Genomic DNA, 17,063 nt, shown 5'->3' on the forward strand with positions numbered 1-17,063 from the left:
GAACCGTCACGTGTTTGTGTCGGGTTGCGGCATCAGGAAATGACCCGTTGCCTGTGCGAACAACCGTGAGCGATTGTCTTGCCATGCTTCCACATGCACGGACGCATATCGGCGTCCCGAACGGTTGATCGTCGCGCGAGCATAGGCATCGCGCGGCAGGCCCGCGCGGAGATAGTCGATGGTGAAGTCGATGGTTTTGGGCAGGCGTAATTTGGTGACATCTTCGCCGGCTTCCATCCGGTCCCACATCATCGCCCAACTTAGTTCAACAATCGCAGTCGTTTCAAGAAAGGCCGCCGTTGCGCCTCCATGCAATGCGGGCAACATCGGGTTGCCGATCAGCATATCCTGATAAGGCATGATACCGGTCAATTCATCGCCGCGGCGGTCAAACTTGAATCCCATGAACTGAATATAGGGCACGCCTTGCAACAACGATTGCAGCGCTTTGTCGCGGCGTTGTTTAATCACTTGGACGGGTTCAGGGCGCTTCATGTTTTGCCCCCTTTGGCCGTTTGGATGGTGAATGCACCTGTCGCCGTCGCAACGGGGCGCGATGTATCAGCATCCATCGCCGTTGCCCGGATGAAAGCGACTGAGCGGGTCACGTGGTAGCATTCAGCCCGCGCCGTAATCATGTCACCGGGTTTGGCCGAGCGCATATAATCGATCCGAAGATCAAGTGTCGCCGTGCCAACAGGCTTGCTGCCATGCACCATAACAGAAGCCCCCGCGCAGGTATCCAACAACGCAGAGACCGCTCCACCGTGGATAACGCCTGTTTCCGGATCACCGACAAGGCGTAGGTCATAAGGCATTGTTATGGTCGCGTGGCCATCGCCGATTTCCGTCACTTCCATGCCCAACGCATGCGCATAAGGCAGCGCAGAAATAAATTGCTTGGCGATCAAGGTTTGGCGTTCATTCGTCATACTGTGTTTGAACCCTGCCACGCAGTCGCGCACAAGCCCCAATTCACATCGATGTATCCCCCGTTGCCCCAGACGCGACAGCCGCGTAGAGTTAAATACAAGAATGGGAGGAACGTCATGACTGAGCCACGTCTAACTTTTAAAGAAATGTGCGCCAAGTATGATGTGACCCCGCGTACGTTGCGCTATTATGAGTATATAGAGCTGCTATCACCTGAACGCGTTGGCCGTTCGCGGTTTTATGGTGCCAAAGAACTTGCACGGATGACGCTGATTTTGCGTGGACGTAAATTTGGCTTTCCGCTTGAGGACATTCGCCAATGGCTGATGATCTATGAGAACGAAGGCAATGAAGCGCAAATGAAAACCTGGATTGAACTCGCCGACCGACAGGTGGCCGAATTGACAGAACAACGCACCCAGCTTGATGAGACACTGTCCGAACTTAAGACCATGCGTGACCAAACGGCCAAATCCCTTGGTTAGGATCGTCGTTCTCGGCCTATGCATCGCAATTGCCAGCCAGACATTTGCTGATACCCCCCTCGCCCCGCCAGAAGATTTCACGCACCGCGCTGAGATTGCGACTGTTGAAGGGCGGGTTGAAACAAATACCACAATCGTAGCACCGGCCAATCACGCGCCTTGGGCGATTCCTGTCTGGGCGCGGTTTTATCTGTTGGCACCTGACGCGCTGTCGATCTTGGTCCTCAGTAACGGCGGCAACCTGTTGGGCAGCCGCGATCCAGACCAGATTGTTGCAACTGTTTACTACGTTGAAGACGGCGCGGTTCATGCTCAAAGTTTCACCCTAAGCGACACAATGGACCCCGCTGAAATGCCGCAAACCGCTTCGCATTTCCTTTGGCTAGATTCTTATCGCGCGGCAGATGGCGGCTGGGAATTGGTTCTTTCGAACACGAAAACGATCACAATTACGTATCGCTAAACGCAAGGTTGCATTCGAGACGCATAGAGATTCTTACCATCACCACGCGACTGAGTATGGATTTCCTTACTCCAAAAACCTTAAAAATAAGGCTCGCGGGGAAAACCTCACCAATCTTCCCACTTAGAAAGTTGCGTCCTTTTGTGCGATTTCTTTCCTGACCTTTCGTAAACCCCGTTCTGACGCGGCGTTACGTTTACGTTCGCGTCAACAATACTTGTAAGGTGAGGGCGAGAACCCTCATCTCACGGTCAACCAGACGGCTTTGATTTGAGGAAAATACAATGACGGACCAGACCATGACCATTCGCCAGATGTGCGAAGACTTTGATGTAACTCCACGGACGCTTCGGTTCTACGAAGCCAAGGAACTGCTGTTCCCTAAACGTGAAGGACAAAAGCGACTGTACGGTAAACGTGACCGTGCCCGCCTAAAGTTGATCCTACGCGGCAAGCGCTTCGGCTTCTCACTCGAAGAGATCCGCCAGCTTCTGGACCTATACTACATGGACGACAGCCAAGAGACGCAGCTGCGCGAGACCTACGCGTTAGCACAAAAGCATCTTGTTGGCATGGAAGCGCAACGCGCTGAACTCGACGAAGCCATCGCTGAGCTAAAGACCCAAATGGATTGGGGTGCTGCGCGACTGGCCAAACTAGAACCCAAACGGATGGCGGTGTAACCAAAGCCTGCCACCCCAAAAACGAAAAGAGCCCTTATGCCTATCTATAACGCCCCGACCAAGGACATGCAGTTCATCCTTCATAACGTTTTGAAGGTCTCCGAGCAGGACATCGACGGGTATGAGGAGCTGGACCGCGACTTTACAGGCGCTGTTCTGGAAGAAGCGGGCAAAGTGGCAACTGAGGTTTTGTTGCCGTTGAACGCAGTGGGTGACACTGAAGGGTGTGTGTTGGAAAACGGCGTGGTTCGCACGCCAAAGGGCTTCTTGGAGGCCTTCCAACAGATGAAAGACGGCGGCTGGACCGCAATGGATTGCGACCCTGAATACGGCGGCCAAGGCTTGCCATATGTGATGCACACGGCGGCACAGGAAACACTGGTCAGCGCAAATATGGCGTTCCAGATGTACCAAGGGCTGACCCACGGCGCCTATAGCGCGATCCACGTGCACGGTTCGCCCGAACAAAAAGCGAAATTCCTGCCCAAGATGGTTACATGCGAATGGACTGGAACGATGAACCTGACAGAGCCGCACTGCGGTACTGATCTAGGCCTCATGCGCACCAAAGCTGAACCGCAAGATGACGGCAGCTACAAGATCTCCGGCACCAAGATTTTCATCTCTGCTGGCGACCACGACATGGCCGACAACATCATCCACCTTGTTCTTGCGAAGATCCCAGGTGGGCCAGACGGCATTAAAGGCGTCAGCCTGTTCATCGTTCCAAAGTTTATCGTCAAAGAAGACGGTTCTTTGGGCGATCGCAACGGCGTCGACGTCGGCAAGATCGAAGAAAAGATGGGCATCCACGGCAATTCGACCTGCGTGATGAACTACGACAACGCCGAGGGTTACCTCATTGGTGAGATGCACAAAGGCATGCGGGCCATGTTCGTGATGATGAACGAAGCGCGTATGGGTGTTGGTCTACAGGGCTACGCACAAGCCGAAATCGCTTATCAAAACGCAGTGGCCTATGCCAACGACCGTCTTCAGGGGCGCGCCGTGACGGGTGATGAAAACCCAGATGGCCCTGCCGACCCGCTGATCGTGCACCCTGATATCCGTCGCAACTTGATGGACCAAAAGTCCTTCGTCGAAGGCGCGCGCGCACTGACCTATTGGGGCACCACACTGATCGATCGCGCACACAAGAACGATGACGAAGCCGCTGAGGGCCTGATCTCTCTGATGACACCGGTCATCAAAGGGTTCCTGACCGATAAAGGCTTTGAAACCGCAGTTTCCGCGCAGCAGGTCTTTGGTGGCCACGGTTACATCGAAGAAACCGGCATGTCCCAATACGCACGCGATGCCCGCATCGCGATGATCTATGAAGGCGCGAACGGCGTGCAGGCGCTCGACCTTGTTGGGCGAAAGTTGGCGCAAGACGGTGGCAAGCACGTGATGGCCTTCTTTGAGATGGTCAAAACGTTCATCTCTGACAACAAAGGCGATGAAGCGTATGAGGCGGATTTCCTTGAGCCACTGAAAGCCGCATCCAAGGACCTACAGGCTGCTGGCATGTATTTTATGCAGAACGGTATGAAGAACCCGAACCACGCACTGGCTGGGTCTTATGATTTCATGCACATGATGGGCCACGTTTGTTTCGGTTTGATGTGGGCACGTATGGCGAAGGCGTCGATGGTTGCGCTAGCTGCAGGCGACACCGACACTGAATTCCACGAGACCAAGATCGCCACTGGCCGCTACTACATGGCACGCCAGCTTCCAGCAACAGGCATGCATCTGGCGCGGATCAACACAGGTGCCGATACTGTGATGGCATTGGACGCCGCAAACTTCTAAGCTTTGAATGGGGCGGGTTAAATCCGCCCCATTCAATACCAATATTAGAGGTCTCATGCCCAAACGTTTTCGCCTAACCCGCCGTTTCCCCTGTGCCATGACCGAAGACGGCTATCGCCGTCTCAAACGGTTTGCCAAAGATGCAGGGCTGGACGAAGGCGAAGCCTTGTCATTTCTGTTTGAAAACTTTGATAGCATTATCGACGAAGACACGTTTGGTCACCGCCTTCGGATCTTTAATTCCGAGCTAGAAGCACGCAAAAAATAACCCCGGCCAACAGGCCATCGCCCTTGGAAGGGGAAGCACATGATCAAACTGCATTGTTTTGGAGAAAGCGGAAACGCATATAAGGCCGCCCTGACGCTTGAGCTGTCTGAGGCCGAGTGGGTGCCCGTCTACGTCGACTTCTTCAACGGTGAGACCCGCACCGACGCGTTCCGCGAGCTGAATGTCATGGGCGAAGTGCCTGTCATGGAAGACGCCGATCTGGTGTTGACGCAATCGGGTGTCATTCAGGACTACGTATCCTCAAAAACCGGCAAACTTGGTGGCCGTTCCGCCGCTGAGCGCCGCGACATCCTGCGCTGGATGTTCTTTGACAACCACAAGGTCAGCGGCGTTGCTGGCCCCTTGCGTTTCCTGATGAACTTCCTCCCCGAGGAAAAACGCAATGCGGATGTGATTGCCTTTATGACCGCACGTTTGATGGGTGCGCTTAAGATCATGGAAACGCAGCTGAGCGTAACGCCGTATCTTGCCGGTGACGCCCTAACGATCGCGGATATCGCCTGCGTTGGTTACCTGTTTTATCCTGAACCATTCGGATTTGACCGCACTGAGTTCCCCCATATCGACGCTTGGATGATCCGTATTGAGGGCACAAAGGGTTGGAAACACCCCTACGATCTGATGCCGGGTTCACCTGCAGATCGCGCGTAACGCCTTAGTGACGCGACGATAGGCTTGAAAAGGCTTCGCTTGACGTGCACGTCAACTATTGAGACGAATTCAAAAGGACCGACCTGATGACTGACGCATATATTTACGACGCGATCCGCACGCCGCGCGGCAAAGGCCGCAAGGATGGATCGCTGCATGAAGTGACATCTGCAAAACTGTCTGCTGGCGTTTTGAACGCTCTGAAAGAACGCAACAACCTTGAAGGCCACGCCGTTGAGGACGTGATTTGGGGCAATGTTACGCAAGTTAAAGAAGCGGGTGGGTGTTTGGCACGCACCGCCGTGCTGGCGTCTGATCTGGACCAATCCATTCCTGGCCTTGCGATCAACCGCTTTTGCGCGTCCGGCATGGAAGCTGTGAACCTCGCGGCGAACCAAATTCAAGGCGGCGCAGGCGAGGCCTACATCGCGGGCGGCGTTGAGATGATGGGCCGCGTGCCGATGGGATCCGACGGGGCAGCGATTGCCGTTGACCCAAGCATCGCGATGAACACATACTTCGTTCCACAGGGCATTTCAGCCGACATTATCGCGACTGAGTATGGGTTTAGCCGCGATGACGCGGATGCGCTCGCGGTGGCGTCCCAACAGCGGGCAGAGGCTGCGTGGAAAGACAACCGTTTTGCCAACTCTATCGTGCCGGTTAAGGACCAGAACGGTCTGAACATTTTGGACCATGACGAATACATGCGGCCACAAACCGACATGCAAAGCCTTGGCGGCTTGAACGCAGCCTTCCAAGCGATGGGCGAAGTCATGCCCGGTTTTGATAAGGTCGCATTGATGAAGTACCCGCACCTTGAGCGGATCAACCACATCCACACGGCAGGTAACTCTTCCGGTATCGTTGATGGATCTGCGGGTGTTCTTGTTGGCTCTAAGGAGTTCGGTGAGAAATTTGGTTTGAAACCACGCGCACGTATCCGTCAGACAGCGAAAATCGGGACCGACCCGACAATCATGCTGACGGGGCCCGTTCCTGTGACGCATAAAATCCTTGCCGATAGCGGCATGAGCATATCCGATATTGATCTTTTTGAAGTAAACGAGGCGTTTTCCTCTGTTGTTTTGCGCTTCATGCAGGCGTTCGATGTTGACCATTCAAAGGTCAACGTGAACGGCGGCTCCATCGCGATGGGCCACCCGCTGGGTGCAACGGGCGCGATCATCATCGGCACCCTTTTGGATGAGCTGGAACGCTCTGACAAAGAAGTCGGGCTTGCTACGCTGTGCATTGCATCCGGCATGGGTGCAGCAACTATCATCGAACGCGTTTAAGGAGCATCGACATGACTGATTTCACAATGAAAACCGATGCTGACGGCGTGGCCACGATTACGTGGGACACGGTTGGCAAATCCATGAACGTGATGAACCAGCAGGGATTTATGGACCTCGACGCGCTGATTGATCAGGTACTTGCGGATGACGCCGTGAAGGGTGTGATCATCACATCCGGCAAAGAAGGTAGCTTTGCAGGCGGAATGGACCTGAACATCATCGCTAAGATGAAGGAAAGCGCGGGCGACAACCCCGCCAAGGGTTTGATGGAAGGCCTAATGGCCAGCCACGCGATCCTGCGCAAGATTGAACGTGCGGGTATGGACCCGAAGACCAACAAAGGTGGCAAGCCGATTGCTTGCGCCATGCAAGGCACGGGCCTTGGTATTGGGTTCGAAATTCCGCTGTCCTGTCACCGAATCTTTGTCGCGGACAACCCGAAGGCCAAGATTGGCCTGCCAGAGATCATGGTTGGCATTTTTCCTGGCATGGGCGGCACGACGCGCCTAGTGCGCAAAATGGGCGCGATGGCGGCCTCTCCTTACCTGTTGGAAGGCAAACTGCTGAACCCTGCTAAGGCGAAGTCAGCGGGTCTTGTGGATGAGGTTGTTCCAGCAGACGAATTGTTGTCTGCCGCGAAGGCGTGGGTACTATCTGAGCCAACAATCGTTAAGCCATGGGACGAAAAAGGCTACAAAATGCCCGGTGGCGAACCGTACCACCCTGCTGGTTTCATGACCTATGTTGGCGCATCAGCAATGATCAACGGCAAGACCCAAGGTGTTTATCCTGCCGCCAAAGCATTGCTGTCAGCGGCCTATGAGGGCGCGATGGTTCCCTTTGACACGGCAATTAAGGTCGAAGCGCGTTGGTTCACCAATGTTCTATTGAACCCATCCTCCGAGGCGATGATCCGCAGCTTGTTCATCAACAAAGAAGCCCTTGAAAAGGGTGCGAACCGCCCTGACGTTGCTGACCAAACCGTTAAGAAGGTCGGTGTTTTGGGGGCTGGCATGATGGGTGCGGGTATTAGCCTCGTGTCTGCGTTGGCCGGGATTGAGGTCGTGTTGATCGACCGTGATCAGGCTGCTGCGGATAAGGGGAAAGACTATACCACCGCCTACATGGACAAAGGTATTTCCCGTAAAAAAGCGACCGAAGAGAAGAAAGAAAAGGTGCTTGGCCTGATCAATGCCACCACCGATCTGGACGCTTTGAAAGATTGCGACCTGATCGTTGAAGCCGTGTTTGAAGACGTTGGCGTTAAGGCAGAGATGACCAAAAAGGTCGAAGCGATCATCGGTGATGACGCGATCTTTGCGACCAACACATCGACCCTGCCGATCACTGAACTTGCCAAGGCATCGGTACGCCCTGACCAATTCATCGGCATTCACTTCTTTAGCCCAGTCGACAAAATGCTGCTGGTGGAAATCATCCGCGGCAAGGAAACCGGCGATGTGGCTGTTGCGAAGTCCCTCGATTTCGTCCGCCAGATCCGCAAGACGCCGATTGTTGTAAACGACGAACGCTTCTTCTACGCAAACCGCTGCATCCTGCCGTACGTCAATGAGGGCGTGCGGATGCTGCAAGAAGGCGTCGCCCCTGCCCTAATCGAAAATGCCGCCAAGCTGGTCGGCATGCCGCTGGGCCCATTGCAGTTGACGGATGAGACATCCATCGACCTCGGCGTCAAAATCGCAAAGGCGACAAAGGCCGCGATGGGCGAAGCCTATGACGACAGCGCAGATGAGCTGATTTTCTGGATGGCTGATGAGGGACGCCTGGGTCGCAAGACCAAGGCCGGCTTTTATGAGTACGACGAAAAGGGCAAACGCACTGGTCTTTGGTCCGGTCTGACTGAGCGTTACGCTGAAGCGGAAGAGCAGCCAGAGCTTGTCGAAGTGCAGCACCGTTTGTTGTTCTCTCAGGTACTCGAGGCCGTACGCGCGCTGGAAGAAGGCGTGTTGATGGACATTCGCGAAGGCGATGTTGGCGCGATCCTTGGCTGGGGCTTCGCGCCGTGGTCCGGTGGCCCGTTCTCATGGCTCGACATTCTTGGCGCACCTTATGCGGCTGAACGCTGTGACCAACTGACGGCAGAATTCGGCGACCGTTTCGCCTGCCCTGCTTTGCTGCGTGAAATGGCCGACAAAGGCCAAAGCTTCTACGGACGCTTCGGCGCGGGCGTGGATAGCAAAGCCGCATAACGCCGCTGCGATAATTCGAAAAGGCCGCACCCTCGGGAGCGGCCTTTTCTTATGAAAGGGACGACTTTAAGTACAAAACTACCCTTAGGTGGAAGTCCGTTCTGCGGACGAACCTGCCATTGGAGATATCCCATTCGATGACTGCTTCTCAAATACCGTCCATGTCGCGAAATCCAGCACGGGTGGGAAACCGGCATTCGCTGCGATTCCGTAGGGACCTTTGAGCATCTAAAACGGGATGTTTGGAGCTCGAACAGAGCCACCAAGTGGCTCACGAACCCACGCATAGTACGCTTTGGGAAACGGTGGATTACTGGGACAGCTCGACACTTCGTTTGCTGGCGGCTTGTATTGTTTCGCCCATCAGCAGATTAAGTTCGGGGACCAGTGCTGCGAGCCCGGCCGCTGTTGTTCCGCCCTTTGAGGTCACCGCATGGCGCAATGCCTCTGCTTGGGATTCTGGCTGAGCCACCATTGCCCCTGCGCCTGCGACCGTCTGGTGGGCGAGCGCCACGGCAAGTTCTTCGGGCAGGCCTAAATCGCTTGCAGCCTGGGCCATCGCTTCGACCATCGCGAACACATAGGCAGGGCCAGAGCCGGAAAGGCCGGTGACGAGGTGCAACATGTCTTCATCCGGAACTGCCACGCAGGTTCCCACGGCGCGAAACAGGGTCTCGGCTATGGGAAGATGTGGTTCAGCGGCGGTATTGCCATAGATCCCCGTTGCCCCAAATCCGATTGATGCGGGCAGGTTCGGCATGGCGCGGATAACAGGAGTTTCAGCCCCGAAATGACGTTCAAACAAGGAGACAGGCGCCCCCGCTGCGATTGACATCACCAGTGTTTCGCCGTTTCCGAGCGGTGAAAGAGGCGGCAAAACCTGATCCAGAACCTGTGGCTTGGTGGCGATGAGGATGGCCGCGGGGGTCGCAGGCACAGGCGCGTTAACACGAAGCCCCGTTTGCGTTCTAAGCCAGTCTGATGGCGTCGGGTCCTGCACGGTCACTGCCTCTGGCCGTAATCCATTTGCCAGCCAACCTTCCAGCAAGGCTTGCCCCATGAAACCGCACCCGACCATCACAAGGCCACCTGCGTTCAACCTGTCCATGGGTTAGGCCCCCGTGTTTCGGAACACGAGGTCTTTGTAGAGGTCCCTGATCCGCTGGGTCATAGTTCGGTCACCCGTACCGATCATTTTGCCGTCAATCGCTGCCACAGGGGTTTGCGCGCCGAAGGTACCGGTTAGAAACGCCTCATCAGCTCCATAGGCTTCATAGAGCGAATAGTTTTTCTCGAAAACGGGGATATCGTTGGCGCGGCATAGATCGATCACCTTCTGGCGAGTCACGCCGTTCATGCAGTAATCCCCCGTAGAGGTCCAAACTTCGCCGCGTCGCACGATGAAGAAGTTGCAGGCATTGGTCGTGTTCACGAACCCATGGGGGTCGAGCATCAGTGCTTCGTCAGCGCCAGCCTGTTCGGCCTGAAGGCATCCGATCACGCAGTTCAGTTTAGAGTGCGAATTGTATTTGGCGTCTTGGCTCATGGGCAGGCCACGCACCTGGGGCACCGTCGCCAAACTTATACCTTGGGCTTGTAGGCTTTGAGAGGGCTTGGAGTGTTCGACGATTGCCACGATGGTTGGGCCAAAACGGGACAGACCGGGATGCTGGAATGGCTTCGCTTTGCGGCCGCGCGTGATCATCAAGCGGCAGTGTGCATTATCCGTCATCCCGTTCGCGTCGGCCGTTTTGTTCAGGATGTCCAACACATCTGCGGGGCCCATACCAATATCAATCGACACGGATTTCAACGAGTTGAACAACCGATCCATATGTTCATCAAAGAACGCCCATTTCCCGTTATAGAGCCGCAGCCCCTCCCACATGCCGTCGCCCAACATGAAGCCACTGTCATAGACAGACACGACGGCCTCGGATTTTGGCACGAGTTCACCATTCACATAGATCAGAATGTTCTCGTTGCGCGCATCCTGTTCGGCGTCGTGGGTGGAATGGCTGTCGATCTTACTCATAATATTTCCATCTTGCTTGTTATTAGTGCCCCAGGATTTGACCTAGGAACGCTTTGGTGCGCTCTAGTTTGGGGGCATCAAAGAATGTGTGTGGTTCGGCTTCTTCGACGATTTCGCCATCGGCCATGAAAATCACGCGATCCGCGACCTGACGGGCAAAGCCCATCTCGTGCGTCACGCAGATCATCGTCATGCCGTCTTGTGCGAGGCTGGTCATGACGTCGAGCACTTCGGAGATCATTTCAGGATCAAGTGCCGAGGTCGGCTCATCGAACAACATGATCTCGGGTTTCATGCAGAGCGCCCGTGCGATCGCCACCCGCTGCTGCTGCCCGCCAGACAATTGGCCGGGGTATTTATCGGCCTGCTCAGGGATTTTGACCTTGGTGAGGTATTCCATCGCGATGGCTTCTGCCTCTGCGCGGGGCTGTTTGCGCACGAGGGTTGGCGCAAGGATGCAGTTTTCCAGAATGGTCATGTGCGGGAAGAGGTTGAAATGCTGGAACACCATGCCCGTTTCGCGGCGGATTTCATCAATATTGTCGAGGTTGTCGTCCAGTTCCGTTCCCAAGACATTGATTGAACCGGATTGGTAGTCCTCAAGCTTATTGATGCAGCGGATCAGCGTGGATTTGCCCGAACCGGACGGGCCACAGACTACGATCTTTTCGCCTTTATTGACCTTAAGGTTGATGTCTTTCAGGGCGTGGAATGTTCCATAGTATTTGTCCATGTCCTGAATATGGACGGCGTTTTGTTCAGTCATAATATGCTCCTAACGCTCAGCCACAGCCATGCGGCGTTCAAGATGAGCCCCATAGCGCGACAGGGCAAAGACGAAGATGAAATAAAGAAAACCGACAAAGCAGTAGACTTCGACATGGGCAAAGTTCCATTCGGCATTGCCGTAGGCTGCATTGCCAGACGCAAGGATTTCAAAGAACCCGATGATCACGACCAGAGAGGTCTCTTTGAAGGTAATCACCAACTGGTTGATCGTTGGCGGCAGTGCATTTCGGAATGCCTGCGGCAACACGATGTATCCGATCCGGTGCCAGTACCCCATGCCCAATGCTTTGGCGGCTTCTTCCTGACCGGCGGGCAGCGCTTGCATCCCGCCACGGATGATTTCGGCCTGATAGCACGCGAAGAACAACGAGTAGCCGACGATCACGCGGTAAAGCTTATCGCCGATCATCCAGCCGGGCAGCACGAAGGGCAGAACAATGGCAAACGTGAACATGATCGACAACAGCGGCAGAGAACGGATCGTATCAATGATCAACCCCATAGTACGGGCGATCCATGGCAGCTCTGATCGGCGCAGCAAAGCAAAGACAATTGCCAGTGGCATGCCCAGCAGTGTGGTGCTGGCGAAGATAAAGATCGTCAGCGAAAGACCGCCCCAGTTTTGTTCGAACACAGGCGTCAGCCCAAACATCCCGCCGCGCATCAGCACGAAGAAAATCGCAAATCCGGTGAGCCAGAGGGTCGTGATGCGCCGCCCGCTCCAGAACCACGGCACGCACGACAGGCCGCCCGTGATCACGATAGCGATGCAGGCAATGGCGGATCGCCACTGTTCTTCGAACGGATAGAGCCCAAAGAGTATCAGTCGCCAGCGGGCATCAATCACGGCCCAACACGCGCCGTCTGCGCCGTGTCCGCAGTTTTCTTTATTCGCGGCGCTGAAGGTTGCGTGCAGGATTCCCCAATTGATCAGATTCCACAGCGCCCAAGCCACCAAAGCAGCAAAGATAAGCGTAACGGCTCCGTTAAGCTTGGTCGGGAAATAATCGGCGCGCAGCCTGTCGATCAGAGAGGGTGGTGTATAGGTTTTTGTCATCGCTCAAGTTCTCAGCTGGTTGCCCTTGAGCTTGATCGCGTTGTTCACGCGGTTCAGCACCCAGGCCATGGAATAGTTGATGATAAGGAAGCCGCCCATCAGGATGGCAATCAGTTCCAGCGTTTGGCCGGATTGGTTGATCGAAGTTGAGATCACCATGAAGAAATCAACAAACCCGACGGCGATCCCGATCGTGGTGGATTTGAACAGCCAGACGTATTGGTTGATCAACGTCGGCATCACAGCGCGGATCGCAAGCGGTAGGCGAATATAGACAAAGGTCTGTATTCCACTCAGTCCGAGCGCATGGCCCGCTTCGCTTTGACCCTTCCCAACAGAGTTGAGCCCTGCGCGTACGATTTCACCGATATAAGCGCCGCCATAGATGGAAATGCTGATGATACAGGCCATCAATTCCGGCGACACGCGAATACCGTCGCGGAAATTCAACCCCCTCAGGTAGGGTTGGCTTACAAGTGACGTGTCAGGGATTCGCCCAATCCACAAAAGCACGACCGCGACGACCAGCCAGGTGAGCCAAACGGCGCGTGACAAGGTTTTCTTACGCGCAATTTCCATTCGGGCAAACCGACGTGCCGATCTGAGCCAGAGCCAAATCGCGAAGGCCGCCACCAAGGCCAAAGCGACCAGAAAAACAGAAAATCCCGTTACATTCAGGCCGGGCATGTAGATACCGCGCCCACTAAAGAAGATGGGGCCAGATGCCTCAGCCATATCCTTTGGGCGGGGCAGGTTTGTTAAGATCGCGTACCAAAGGAACGCCTGCAGCAAGAGTGGGAGGTTGCGGAAAATCTCGACGTATGTGGTGCCGATCAGCTCGGCCATCTTATTGCCAGAGACCCGCATGATACCGATGGCCACGCCGATCACCGTGGCTAAAACGAGGGAGATCGATCCAAGAAAAAGAGAATTCAAAATGCCGACCCAGATCACCTTTAGATAGGTGTCGGAGGTACTGAAATCGATCAAGGAAAAGCTTACGCCCCAACCTGTAGCGCGGTCCAGGAACCCAAAGCCAGATGTCATGCCTTGCGCTTCCAGATTGCTGCGCGCAGTGAACGCAAATGCAATGATCAGCACGATCAAGACGCCAACAAAACTAAACTGGGCCGCCTGATCACGGGTGGTTTTGTTCTTAAGGGCTGCAAGCATGGGAAACCTCCAAACGAATGATCCGGGGCCAGTAGTGGCCCCGGACGAGGTCGATTTAGTCAACCGTCAGCGGGTAGAAGACACCGCCGTTGGTATACAGTTCGTTCATGCCGCGTGGCAGGGCGTATGGATCTGCGATGTTGCGATCAAAGATCTCGCCGTAGTTGCCAACTTCTTTGATCAGGTTGTAGGCCCAATCATCAGACAGCCCGAGGCGCTCACCATAACCCGGGGTCACGCCGAGGAACTTTTCGATCTGTGCCGAGCCTGGGTTGGCTCTGATTTCATCAACATTTGCCTGGGTGATGCCGTTGATTTCTGCAAACCAAAGCGAAGACAGCATCCAGTTCATCACGTCAAGCCACTTTGGGTCGCCTTCTGGAACGATGATGGATTCAGGCTCTAACCCAAGGACATCAGGCAAGATTATATGCGCTTCCGGGTTTTCAGCGGTGGCGCGCGTTGCAGCCAATGGCGGAGCGAACAAGATCAAGCCATCGCACCGTTGGTTAAAGTATGCTGTTTTTACCTCGTCGCCGCTTTCGAACACAACCACTTCAGCTTCGATATCATTGCCTTCGAGGTAGGACGCCAGAACACGCTCTGTCGATGTGCCTGCAGACACGCAGATAGACCCGCCATCCAGATCGGCAACGCTTTCCGCCCCTACATCAGCGTGGGCCATTACGTGGAAGGCCCCAACGAAGTAAGGCAGCGAATAGGATAGGTTCAGTTCAGTATCGCGGCTTTGCGTCCATCCGGACAGCTTGATGACAACATCAATGTCACCAGATTGCAGTGCTGGCCAACGCTGAGCCCAAGAAATTGGGACGATCTCAAGCGTGCCTTCGGACGATCCGAAAAGCGAAGCAGCAAGGCCCCGGCAGAGGTCAATATCCATGCCCTGCCAATTGCCTTGATCGTCGACTTCGGCAAAACCAAGGAAGCTGCCATTGTGCCCGCTGCACAATAACTTGCCGCGCTCCAGTGTTGTATCAAGGCGGCTTTGCGCCTGAGCAGTGCCTGCGGCAAGGCCAAGTGCGAGCGCCGCTAAAGTCAGGTATTTCATTGTAATCTCCATGTCAGTTTATGCGATCCACTTTTGCCGACAGTGTGTCGACAAGTTTTTAGAGAACGCTAGTCGACGAAAAGTCGACAAGTCAAATAAAATATGCAAAATGATCGAGCGAATGGCCGTAGCGCCGAGATAATTGCAGATAATTTAGGCAACAGCCGAAAGCATGATGACCAAGACAAGTGCAATAAGCCCCCGAAAAGATGGGCCAAAACGAGGCGATAGCGCGCGTCGCGTCTATCAGGAGCTACGGGATGAGATTTTAGAACTCAGACTCGCTCCCGGCGCGCCGTTGGACGAAACAAGTATCGCCAAGCGATTCGAAATGTCACGTTCTCCTGTGCGCGAAGCCATCGTTCGGCTCTCTGCGGAGGGACTGGTACAGATGCTGTCCAACCGCTCCACAATTGTTGCACCGATTGATATCGCCACCCTGCCTCGCTTCATCGAGGCAATCGATTACCTCCAACGCGCGACGACACGGCTCGCGGCTTTGCACCGCAAAGACGAGGATATTGCCTCCATGCGTGAAGCGGCGGACATTTATGATCATCTTTGTCATAAGGTCGAACCGTTGGCCCTTTCAGAGGCGAATAAGACATTCCATATGCGGGTCGCAGATGCAGGGGGTAACCCTTATCTCGCCCAAGCCTACGGACGACTTCTCGATGAAGGCCGCCGCATGTTACATTTTCACTATACGTCCGTTCGGCGGGAAGGAACCGAGTTCCCCTTAAGTCCAGCCCATCATCAAATGGTAGATGCCATCGAAGCCAAAGATGAGAAGTCCGCAGATAAACTTGCCCACGAACACACGCGCGTCCTGAACAACCGCATGCAAGAATTCATGCGCGTCAGCTTTTTGGATCAGCCCGATCTGATGAAATAGCCAATAGGTAGCTCTGGCAAAATGGTCCATCGCTACCAGCGACAATGCTCGACTGCGCCGTAACTCAAGAATACAGCATGATGCCTTAACGTTCGCTTCGGAGGAGCTGCCCTGCGGCGAGGATGACATCGGCGAAATCCCTGATATGGGCCGACCCTGCGAAGCTCAAATTCCACATTGCCCGATAACGGACCTTAGCTGCGTTGCAAAAATTTGGCAATTTGGACTCAAACCAGACATTATGTGCCCCCTCAACAAAATTACCCCGTCCTTGTTGCCAAGGACGGGGCCCGTACGGTCTGAGTTTTCTGGGGGAAAGCGCAGACCGACGGTCACAAACGAGGTCAGCCCCCATTTGCAACTTGCAACGCTAGCTTAGGCAACTGCGTGGTAAACTGGTGCTGCGGATGGTGCGCGTGCATCGTCTTCAAACATCAGGCAATCAACAAGGTCTTCTGCGACTTCCATGTTCAGAACATCGTAGGATGATGCGCCCATGTCGCTTGTTAGGTCAGCCTGTGCGCGGCACAGGAACAATGCGCCGATGTTTGCGAATACGATTTCATCTTGCGCAAAGTGCAACTGGATAACTTCAACCCATTCAGCAGGGCGTTCTTGTGTAATGCCGCGAAACCCAATGAGGGCTGCCCCGGGAATAAGTGCGAATGGATCGCCCGTCATTTCTTCAGCAGCGTCGCTTTCAATCATGACGGACTGGTGTGGCAGGATCATCATGTCTTCGCGGTTGCCCAAGGCACCAGCGGGAACGGAAAGTGGCCAGCTTGCTATGTCCATGCGATCAGCCATCAGCGCGTGGCGTGTAATGGCGATAACTGTCTGCAACCCACCGTCAAATGTCAGAACCTGCTGACCTTCGCGGATGGTTTCGATCGGTGCCCAACCAACGTTCGTGGCAACCTTTGTACCGGAAACCATTCCAGTCGTCCGTGCGTCCAGCTTTGGCTGTGCGGTTTCAGTTTTAGCAGCGTCCCAAGTGGTGTTTTTCCAAGCAAACATTTTTGACATCCCCATGTCTAATTTTTTTATTATTTGAACCGCCTCGGCAGCGAGGTGGTCCGTAGCAACAAAACCATAAGCGGTGATTCCAAAGGCGCTCCTTGGCGCACAAAGGGGCAAGTTTGGGGCATTGATCATGTGGGATCGGCAATAAACTGGTAAACGGTTGATTAACGCTAAAATTGGAAACAGTTTTGC

Annotated in this window: 18 protein-coding genes; 9 read left to right on the forward strand and 9 right to left on the reverse strand. The window is 54.6% G+C overall.

Features of this window, described 5'->3' with window-relative positions:
- Nucleotides 1–6: 6 nt before the first annotated feature.
- Nucleotides 7–495: a PaaI family thioesterase gene (locus tag OSB_RS11175; protein WP_049835080.1), complete on the reverse strand. Its 489-nt coding sequence runs from the start codon at nt 493–495 to the stop codon at nt 7–9.
- Nucleotides 492–932 (reverse strand): PaaI family thioesterase, encoded by a 441-nt coding sequence (locus OSB_RS11180; RefSeq protein WP_049835081.1) that lies wholly within the window; start codon nt 930–932, stop codon nt 492–494. Before OSB_RS11180 ends, OSB_RS11175 begins: the two co-directional genes overlap by 4 nt.
- A gap of 117 nt (nt 933–1,049) precedes the next feature.
- Here OSB_RS11180 and OSB_RS11185 point away from each other — a divergent pair, with 117 nt between their 5' ends.
- From OSB_RS11185 to OSB_RS11220, 8 genes are all read left to right on the forward strand, one after another.
- Nucleotides 1,050–1,418: a MerR family transcriptional regulator gene (locus tag OSB_RS11185; RefSeq protein ID WP_049835082.1), complete on the forward strand. Its 369-nt coding sequence runs from the start codon at nt 1,050–1,052 to the stop codon at nt 1,416–1,418.
- Entirely contained in the window at nt 1,390–1,881 is a 492-nt protein-coding gene (locus OSB_RS11190) for a hypothetical protein (RefSeq protein WP_143831257.1), read from the forward strand. Before OSB_RS11185 ends, OSB_RS11190 begins: the two co-directional genes overlap by 29 nt.
- A gap of 284 nt (nt 1,882–2,165) precedes the next feature.
- Nucleotides 2,166–2,564, forward strand: coding sequence for a MerR family transcriptional regulator (locus OSB_RS11195; RefSeq protein ID WP_049835084.1), 399 nt, complete (start codon nt 2,166–2,168; stop codon nt 2,562–2,564).
- A 36-nt stretch (nt 2,565–2,600) separates the two neighbouring features.
- A complete protein-coding gene (locus OSB_RS11200; RefSeq protein WP_049835085.1) occupies nt 2,601–4,379 on the forward strand; it encodes an acyl-CoA dehydrogenase C-terminal domain-containing protein in 1,779 nt (592 codons plus the stop codon).
- Between the two features lie 55 nt (nt 4,380–4,434).
- Nucleotides 4,435–4,647 carry a hypothetical protein gene (locus OSB_RS11205; RefSeq protein ID WP_049835086.1) on the forward strand — a complete coding sequence of 71 codons (213 nt, stop codon included), beginning with the start codon at nt 4,435–4,437 and terminating at the stop codon, nt 4,645–4,647.
- 39 nt (nt 4,648–4,686) lie between these two features.
- Entirely contained in the window at nt 4,687–5,319 is a 633-nt protein-coding gene (locus OSB_RS11210; RefSeq protein ID WP_049835087.1) for a glutathione S-transferase family protein, read from the forward strand.
- Nucleotides 5,320–5,405: 86 nt separating this feature from the next.
- Complete coding sequence (locus tag OSB_RS11215; RefSeq protein WP_049835088.1) at nt 5,406–6,617, forward strand: acetyl-CoA C-acetyltransferase; 1,212 nt, start codon at nt 5,406–5,408, stop codon at nt 6,615–6,617.
- An 11-nt stretch (nt 6,618–6,628) separates the two neighbouring features.
- Nucleotides 6,629–8,830, forward strand: coding sequence for a 3-hydroxyacyl-CoA dehydrogenase NAD-binding domain-containing protein (locus OSB_RS11220; RefSeq protein ID WP_049835089.1), 2,202 nt, complete (start codon nt 6,629–6,631; stop codon nt 8,828–8,830).
- A gap of 310 nt (nt 8,831–9,140) precedes the next feature.
- Here the strand turns inward: OSB_RS11220 and proC are convergent, their stop codons facing one another.
- Genes proC through OSB_RS11250 form a run of 6 tightly spaced genes read right to left on the reverse strand, consistent with a single transcriptional unit; the run spans nt 9,141 to nt 14,953 of the window.
- Nucleotides 9,141–9,938 (reverse strand): pyrroline-5-carboxylate reductase, encoded by a 798-nt coding sequence (proC, locus tag OSB_RS11225; RefSeq protein WP_049835090.1) that lies wholly within the window; start codon nt 9,936–9,938, stop codon nt 9,141–9,143.
- Between the two features lie 3 nt (nt 9,939–9,941).
- Nucleotides 9,942–10,865: an aminotransferase class IV gene (locus OSB_RS11230; RefSeq protein ID WP_200802530.1), complete on the reverse strand. Its 924-nt coding sequence runs from the start codon at nt 10,863–10,865 to the stop codon at nt 9,942–9,944.
- A gap of 22 nt (nt 10,866–10,887) precedes the next feature.
- Entirely contained in the window at nt 10,888–11,631 is a 744-nt protein-coding gene (locus OSB_RS16815) for an amino acid ABC transporter ATP-binding protein (RefSeq protein ID WP_049835091.1), read from the reverse strand.
- A 9-nt stretch (nt 11,632–11,640) separates the two neighbouring features.
- On the reverse strand, nt 11,641–12,711 hold the full coding sequence (locus OSB_RS16820; protein WP_049835092.1) for an amino acid ABC transporter permease: 1,071 nt from the start codon (nt 12,709–12,711) through the stop codon (nt 11,641–11,643).
- 3 nt (nt 12,712–12,714) lie between these two features.
- Nucleotides 12,715–13,884 (reverse strand): amino acid ABC transporter permease, encoded by a 1,170-nt coding sequence (locus tag OSB_RS11245; protein WP_049835093.1) that lies wholly within the window; start codon nt 13,882–13,884, stop codon nt 12,715–12,717.
- Nucleotides 13,885–13,939: 55 nt separating this feature from the next.
- Nucleotides 13,940–14,953 (reverse strand): transporter substrate-binding domain-containing protein, encoded by a 1,014-nt coding sequence (locus tag OSB_RS11250; RefSeq protein ID WP_074202227.1) that lies wholly within the window; start codon nt 14,951–14,953, stop codon nt 13,940–13,942.
- Nucleotides 14,954–15,125: 172 nt separating this feature from the next.
- Here OSB_RS11250 and OSB_RS11255 point away from each other — a divergent pair, with 172 nt between their 5' ends.
- A complete protein-coding gene (locus OSB_RS11255) occupies nt 15,126–15,848 on the forward strand; it encodes a GntR family transcriptional regulator (protein ID WP_074202228.1) in 723 nt (240 codons plus the stop codon).
- A 375-nt stretch (nt 15,849–16,223) separates the two neighbouring features.
- On the opposite strand, the gene OSB_RS11260 is transcribed toward OSB_RS11255, so the two are convergent.
- On the reverse strand, nt 16,224–16,865 hold the full coding sequence (locus OSB_RS11260) for a Hint domain-containing protein (RefSeq protein WP_158454118.1): 642 nt from the start codon (nt 16,863–16,865) through the stop codon (nt 16,224–16,226).
- Nucleotides 16,866–17,063: the final 198 nt, after the last annotated feature.

Origin of the sequence: Octadecabacter temperatus (assembly GCF_001187845.1) — a bacterium.
Classification (GTDB): domain Bacteria; phylum Pseudomonadota; class Alphaproteobacteria; order Rhodobacterales; family Rhodobacteraceae; genus Octadecabacter; species Octadecabacter temperatus.

Bases quoted from the DNA above. Each gene is read 5' to 3' on its own strand.
- OSB_RS11255 (WP_074202228.1), top strand. From the start codon at position 15,126: ATGATGACCAAGACAAGTGCAATAAGCCCCCGAAAAGATGGGCCAAAA.
- OSB_RS11220 (WP_049835089.1), top strand. From the start codon at position 6,629: ATGACTGATTTCACAATGAAAACCGATGCTGACGGCGTGGCCACGATT.
- OSB_RS11195 (WP_049835084.1), top strand. From the start codon at position 2,166: ATGACGGACCAGACCATGACCATTCGCCAGATGTGCGAAGACTTTGAT.
- OSB_RS11230 (WP_200802530.1), bottom strand. From the start codon at position 10,865: ATGAGTAAGATCGACAGCCATTCCACCCACGACGCCGAACAGGATGCG.
- OSB_RS11200 (WP_049835085.1), top strand. From the start codon at position 2,601: ATGCCTATCTATAACGCCCCGACCAAGGACATGCAGTTCATCCTTCAT.
- OSB_RS16815 (WP_049835091.1), bottom strand. From the start codon at position 11,631: ATGACTGAACAAAACGCCGTCCATATTCAGGACATGGACAAATACTAT.
- OSB_RS11210 (WP_049835087.1), top strand. From the start codon at position 4,687: ATGATCAAACTGCATTGTTTTGGAGAAAGCGGAAACGCATATAAGGCC.
- OSB_RS16820 (WP_049835092.1), bottom strand. From the start codon at position 12,711: ATGACAAAAACCTATACACCACCCTCTCTGATCGACAGGCTGCGCGCC.
- OSB_RS11260 (WP_158454118.1), bottom strand. From the start codon at position 16,865: ATGTTTGCTTGGAAAAACACCACTTGGGACGCTGCTAAAACTGAAACC.
- OSB_RS11250 (WP_074202227.1), bottom strand. From the start codon at position 14,953: ATGAAATACCTGACTTTAGCGGCGCTCGCACTTGGCCTTGCCGCAGGC.
- OSB_RS11185 (WP_049835082.1), top strand. From the start codon at position 1,050: ATGACTGAGCCACGTCTAACTTTTAAAGAAATGTGCGCCAAGTATGAT.
- OSB_RS11180 (WP_049835081.1), bottom strand. From the start codon at position 932: ATGACGAATGAACGCCAAACCTTGATCGCCAAGCAATTTATTTCTGCG.
- OSB_RS11175 (WP_049835080.1), bottom strand. From the start codon at position 495: ATGAAGCGCCCTGAACCCGTCCAAGTGATTAAACAACGCCGCGACAAA.
- OSB_RS11205 (WP_049835086.1), top strand. From the start codon at position 4,435: ATGCCCAAACGTTTTCGCCTAACCCGCCGTTTCCCCTGTGCCATGACC.
- OSB_RS11245 (WP_049835093.1), bottom strand. From the start codon at position 13,884: ATGCTTGCAGCCCTTAAGAACAAAACCACCCGTGATCAGGCGGCCCAG.
- OSB_RS11215 (WP_049835088.1), top strand. From the start codon at position 5,406: ATGACTGACGCATATATTTACGACGCGATCCGCACGCCGCGCGGCAAA.
- proC (WP_049835090.1), bottom strand. From the start codon at position 9,938: ATGGACAGGTTGAACGCAGGTGGCCTTGTGATGGTCGGGTGCGGTTTC.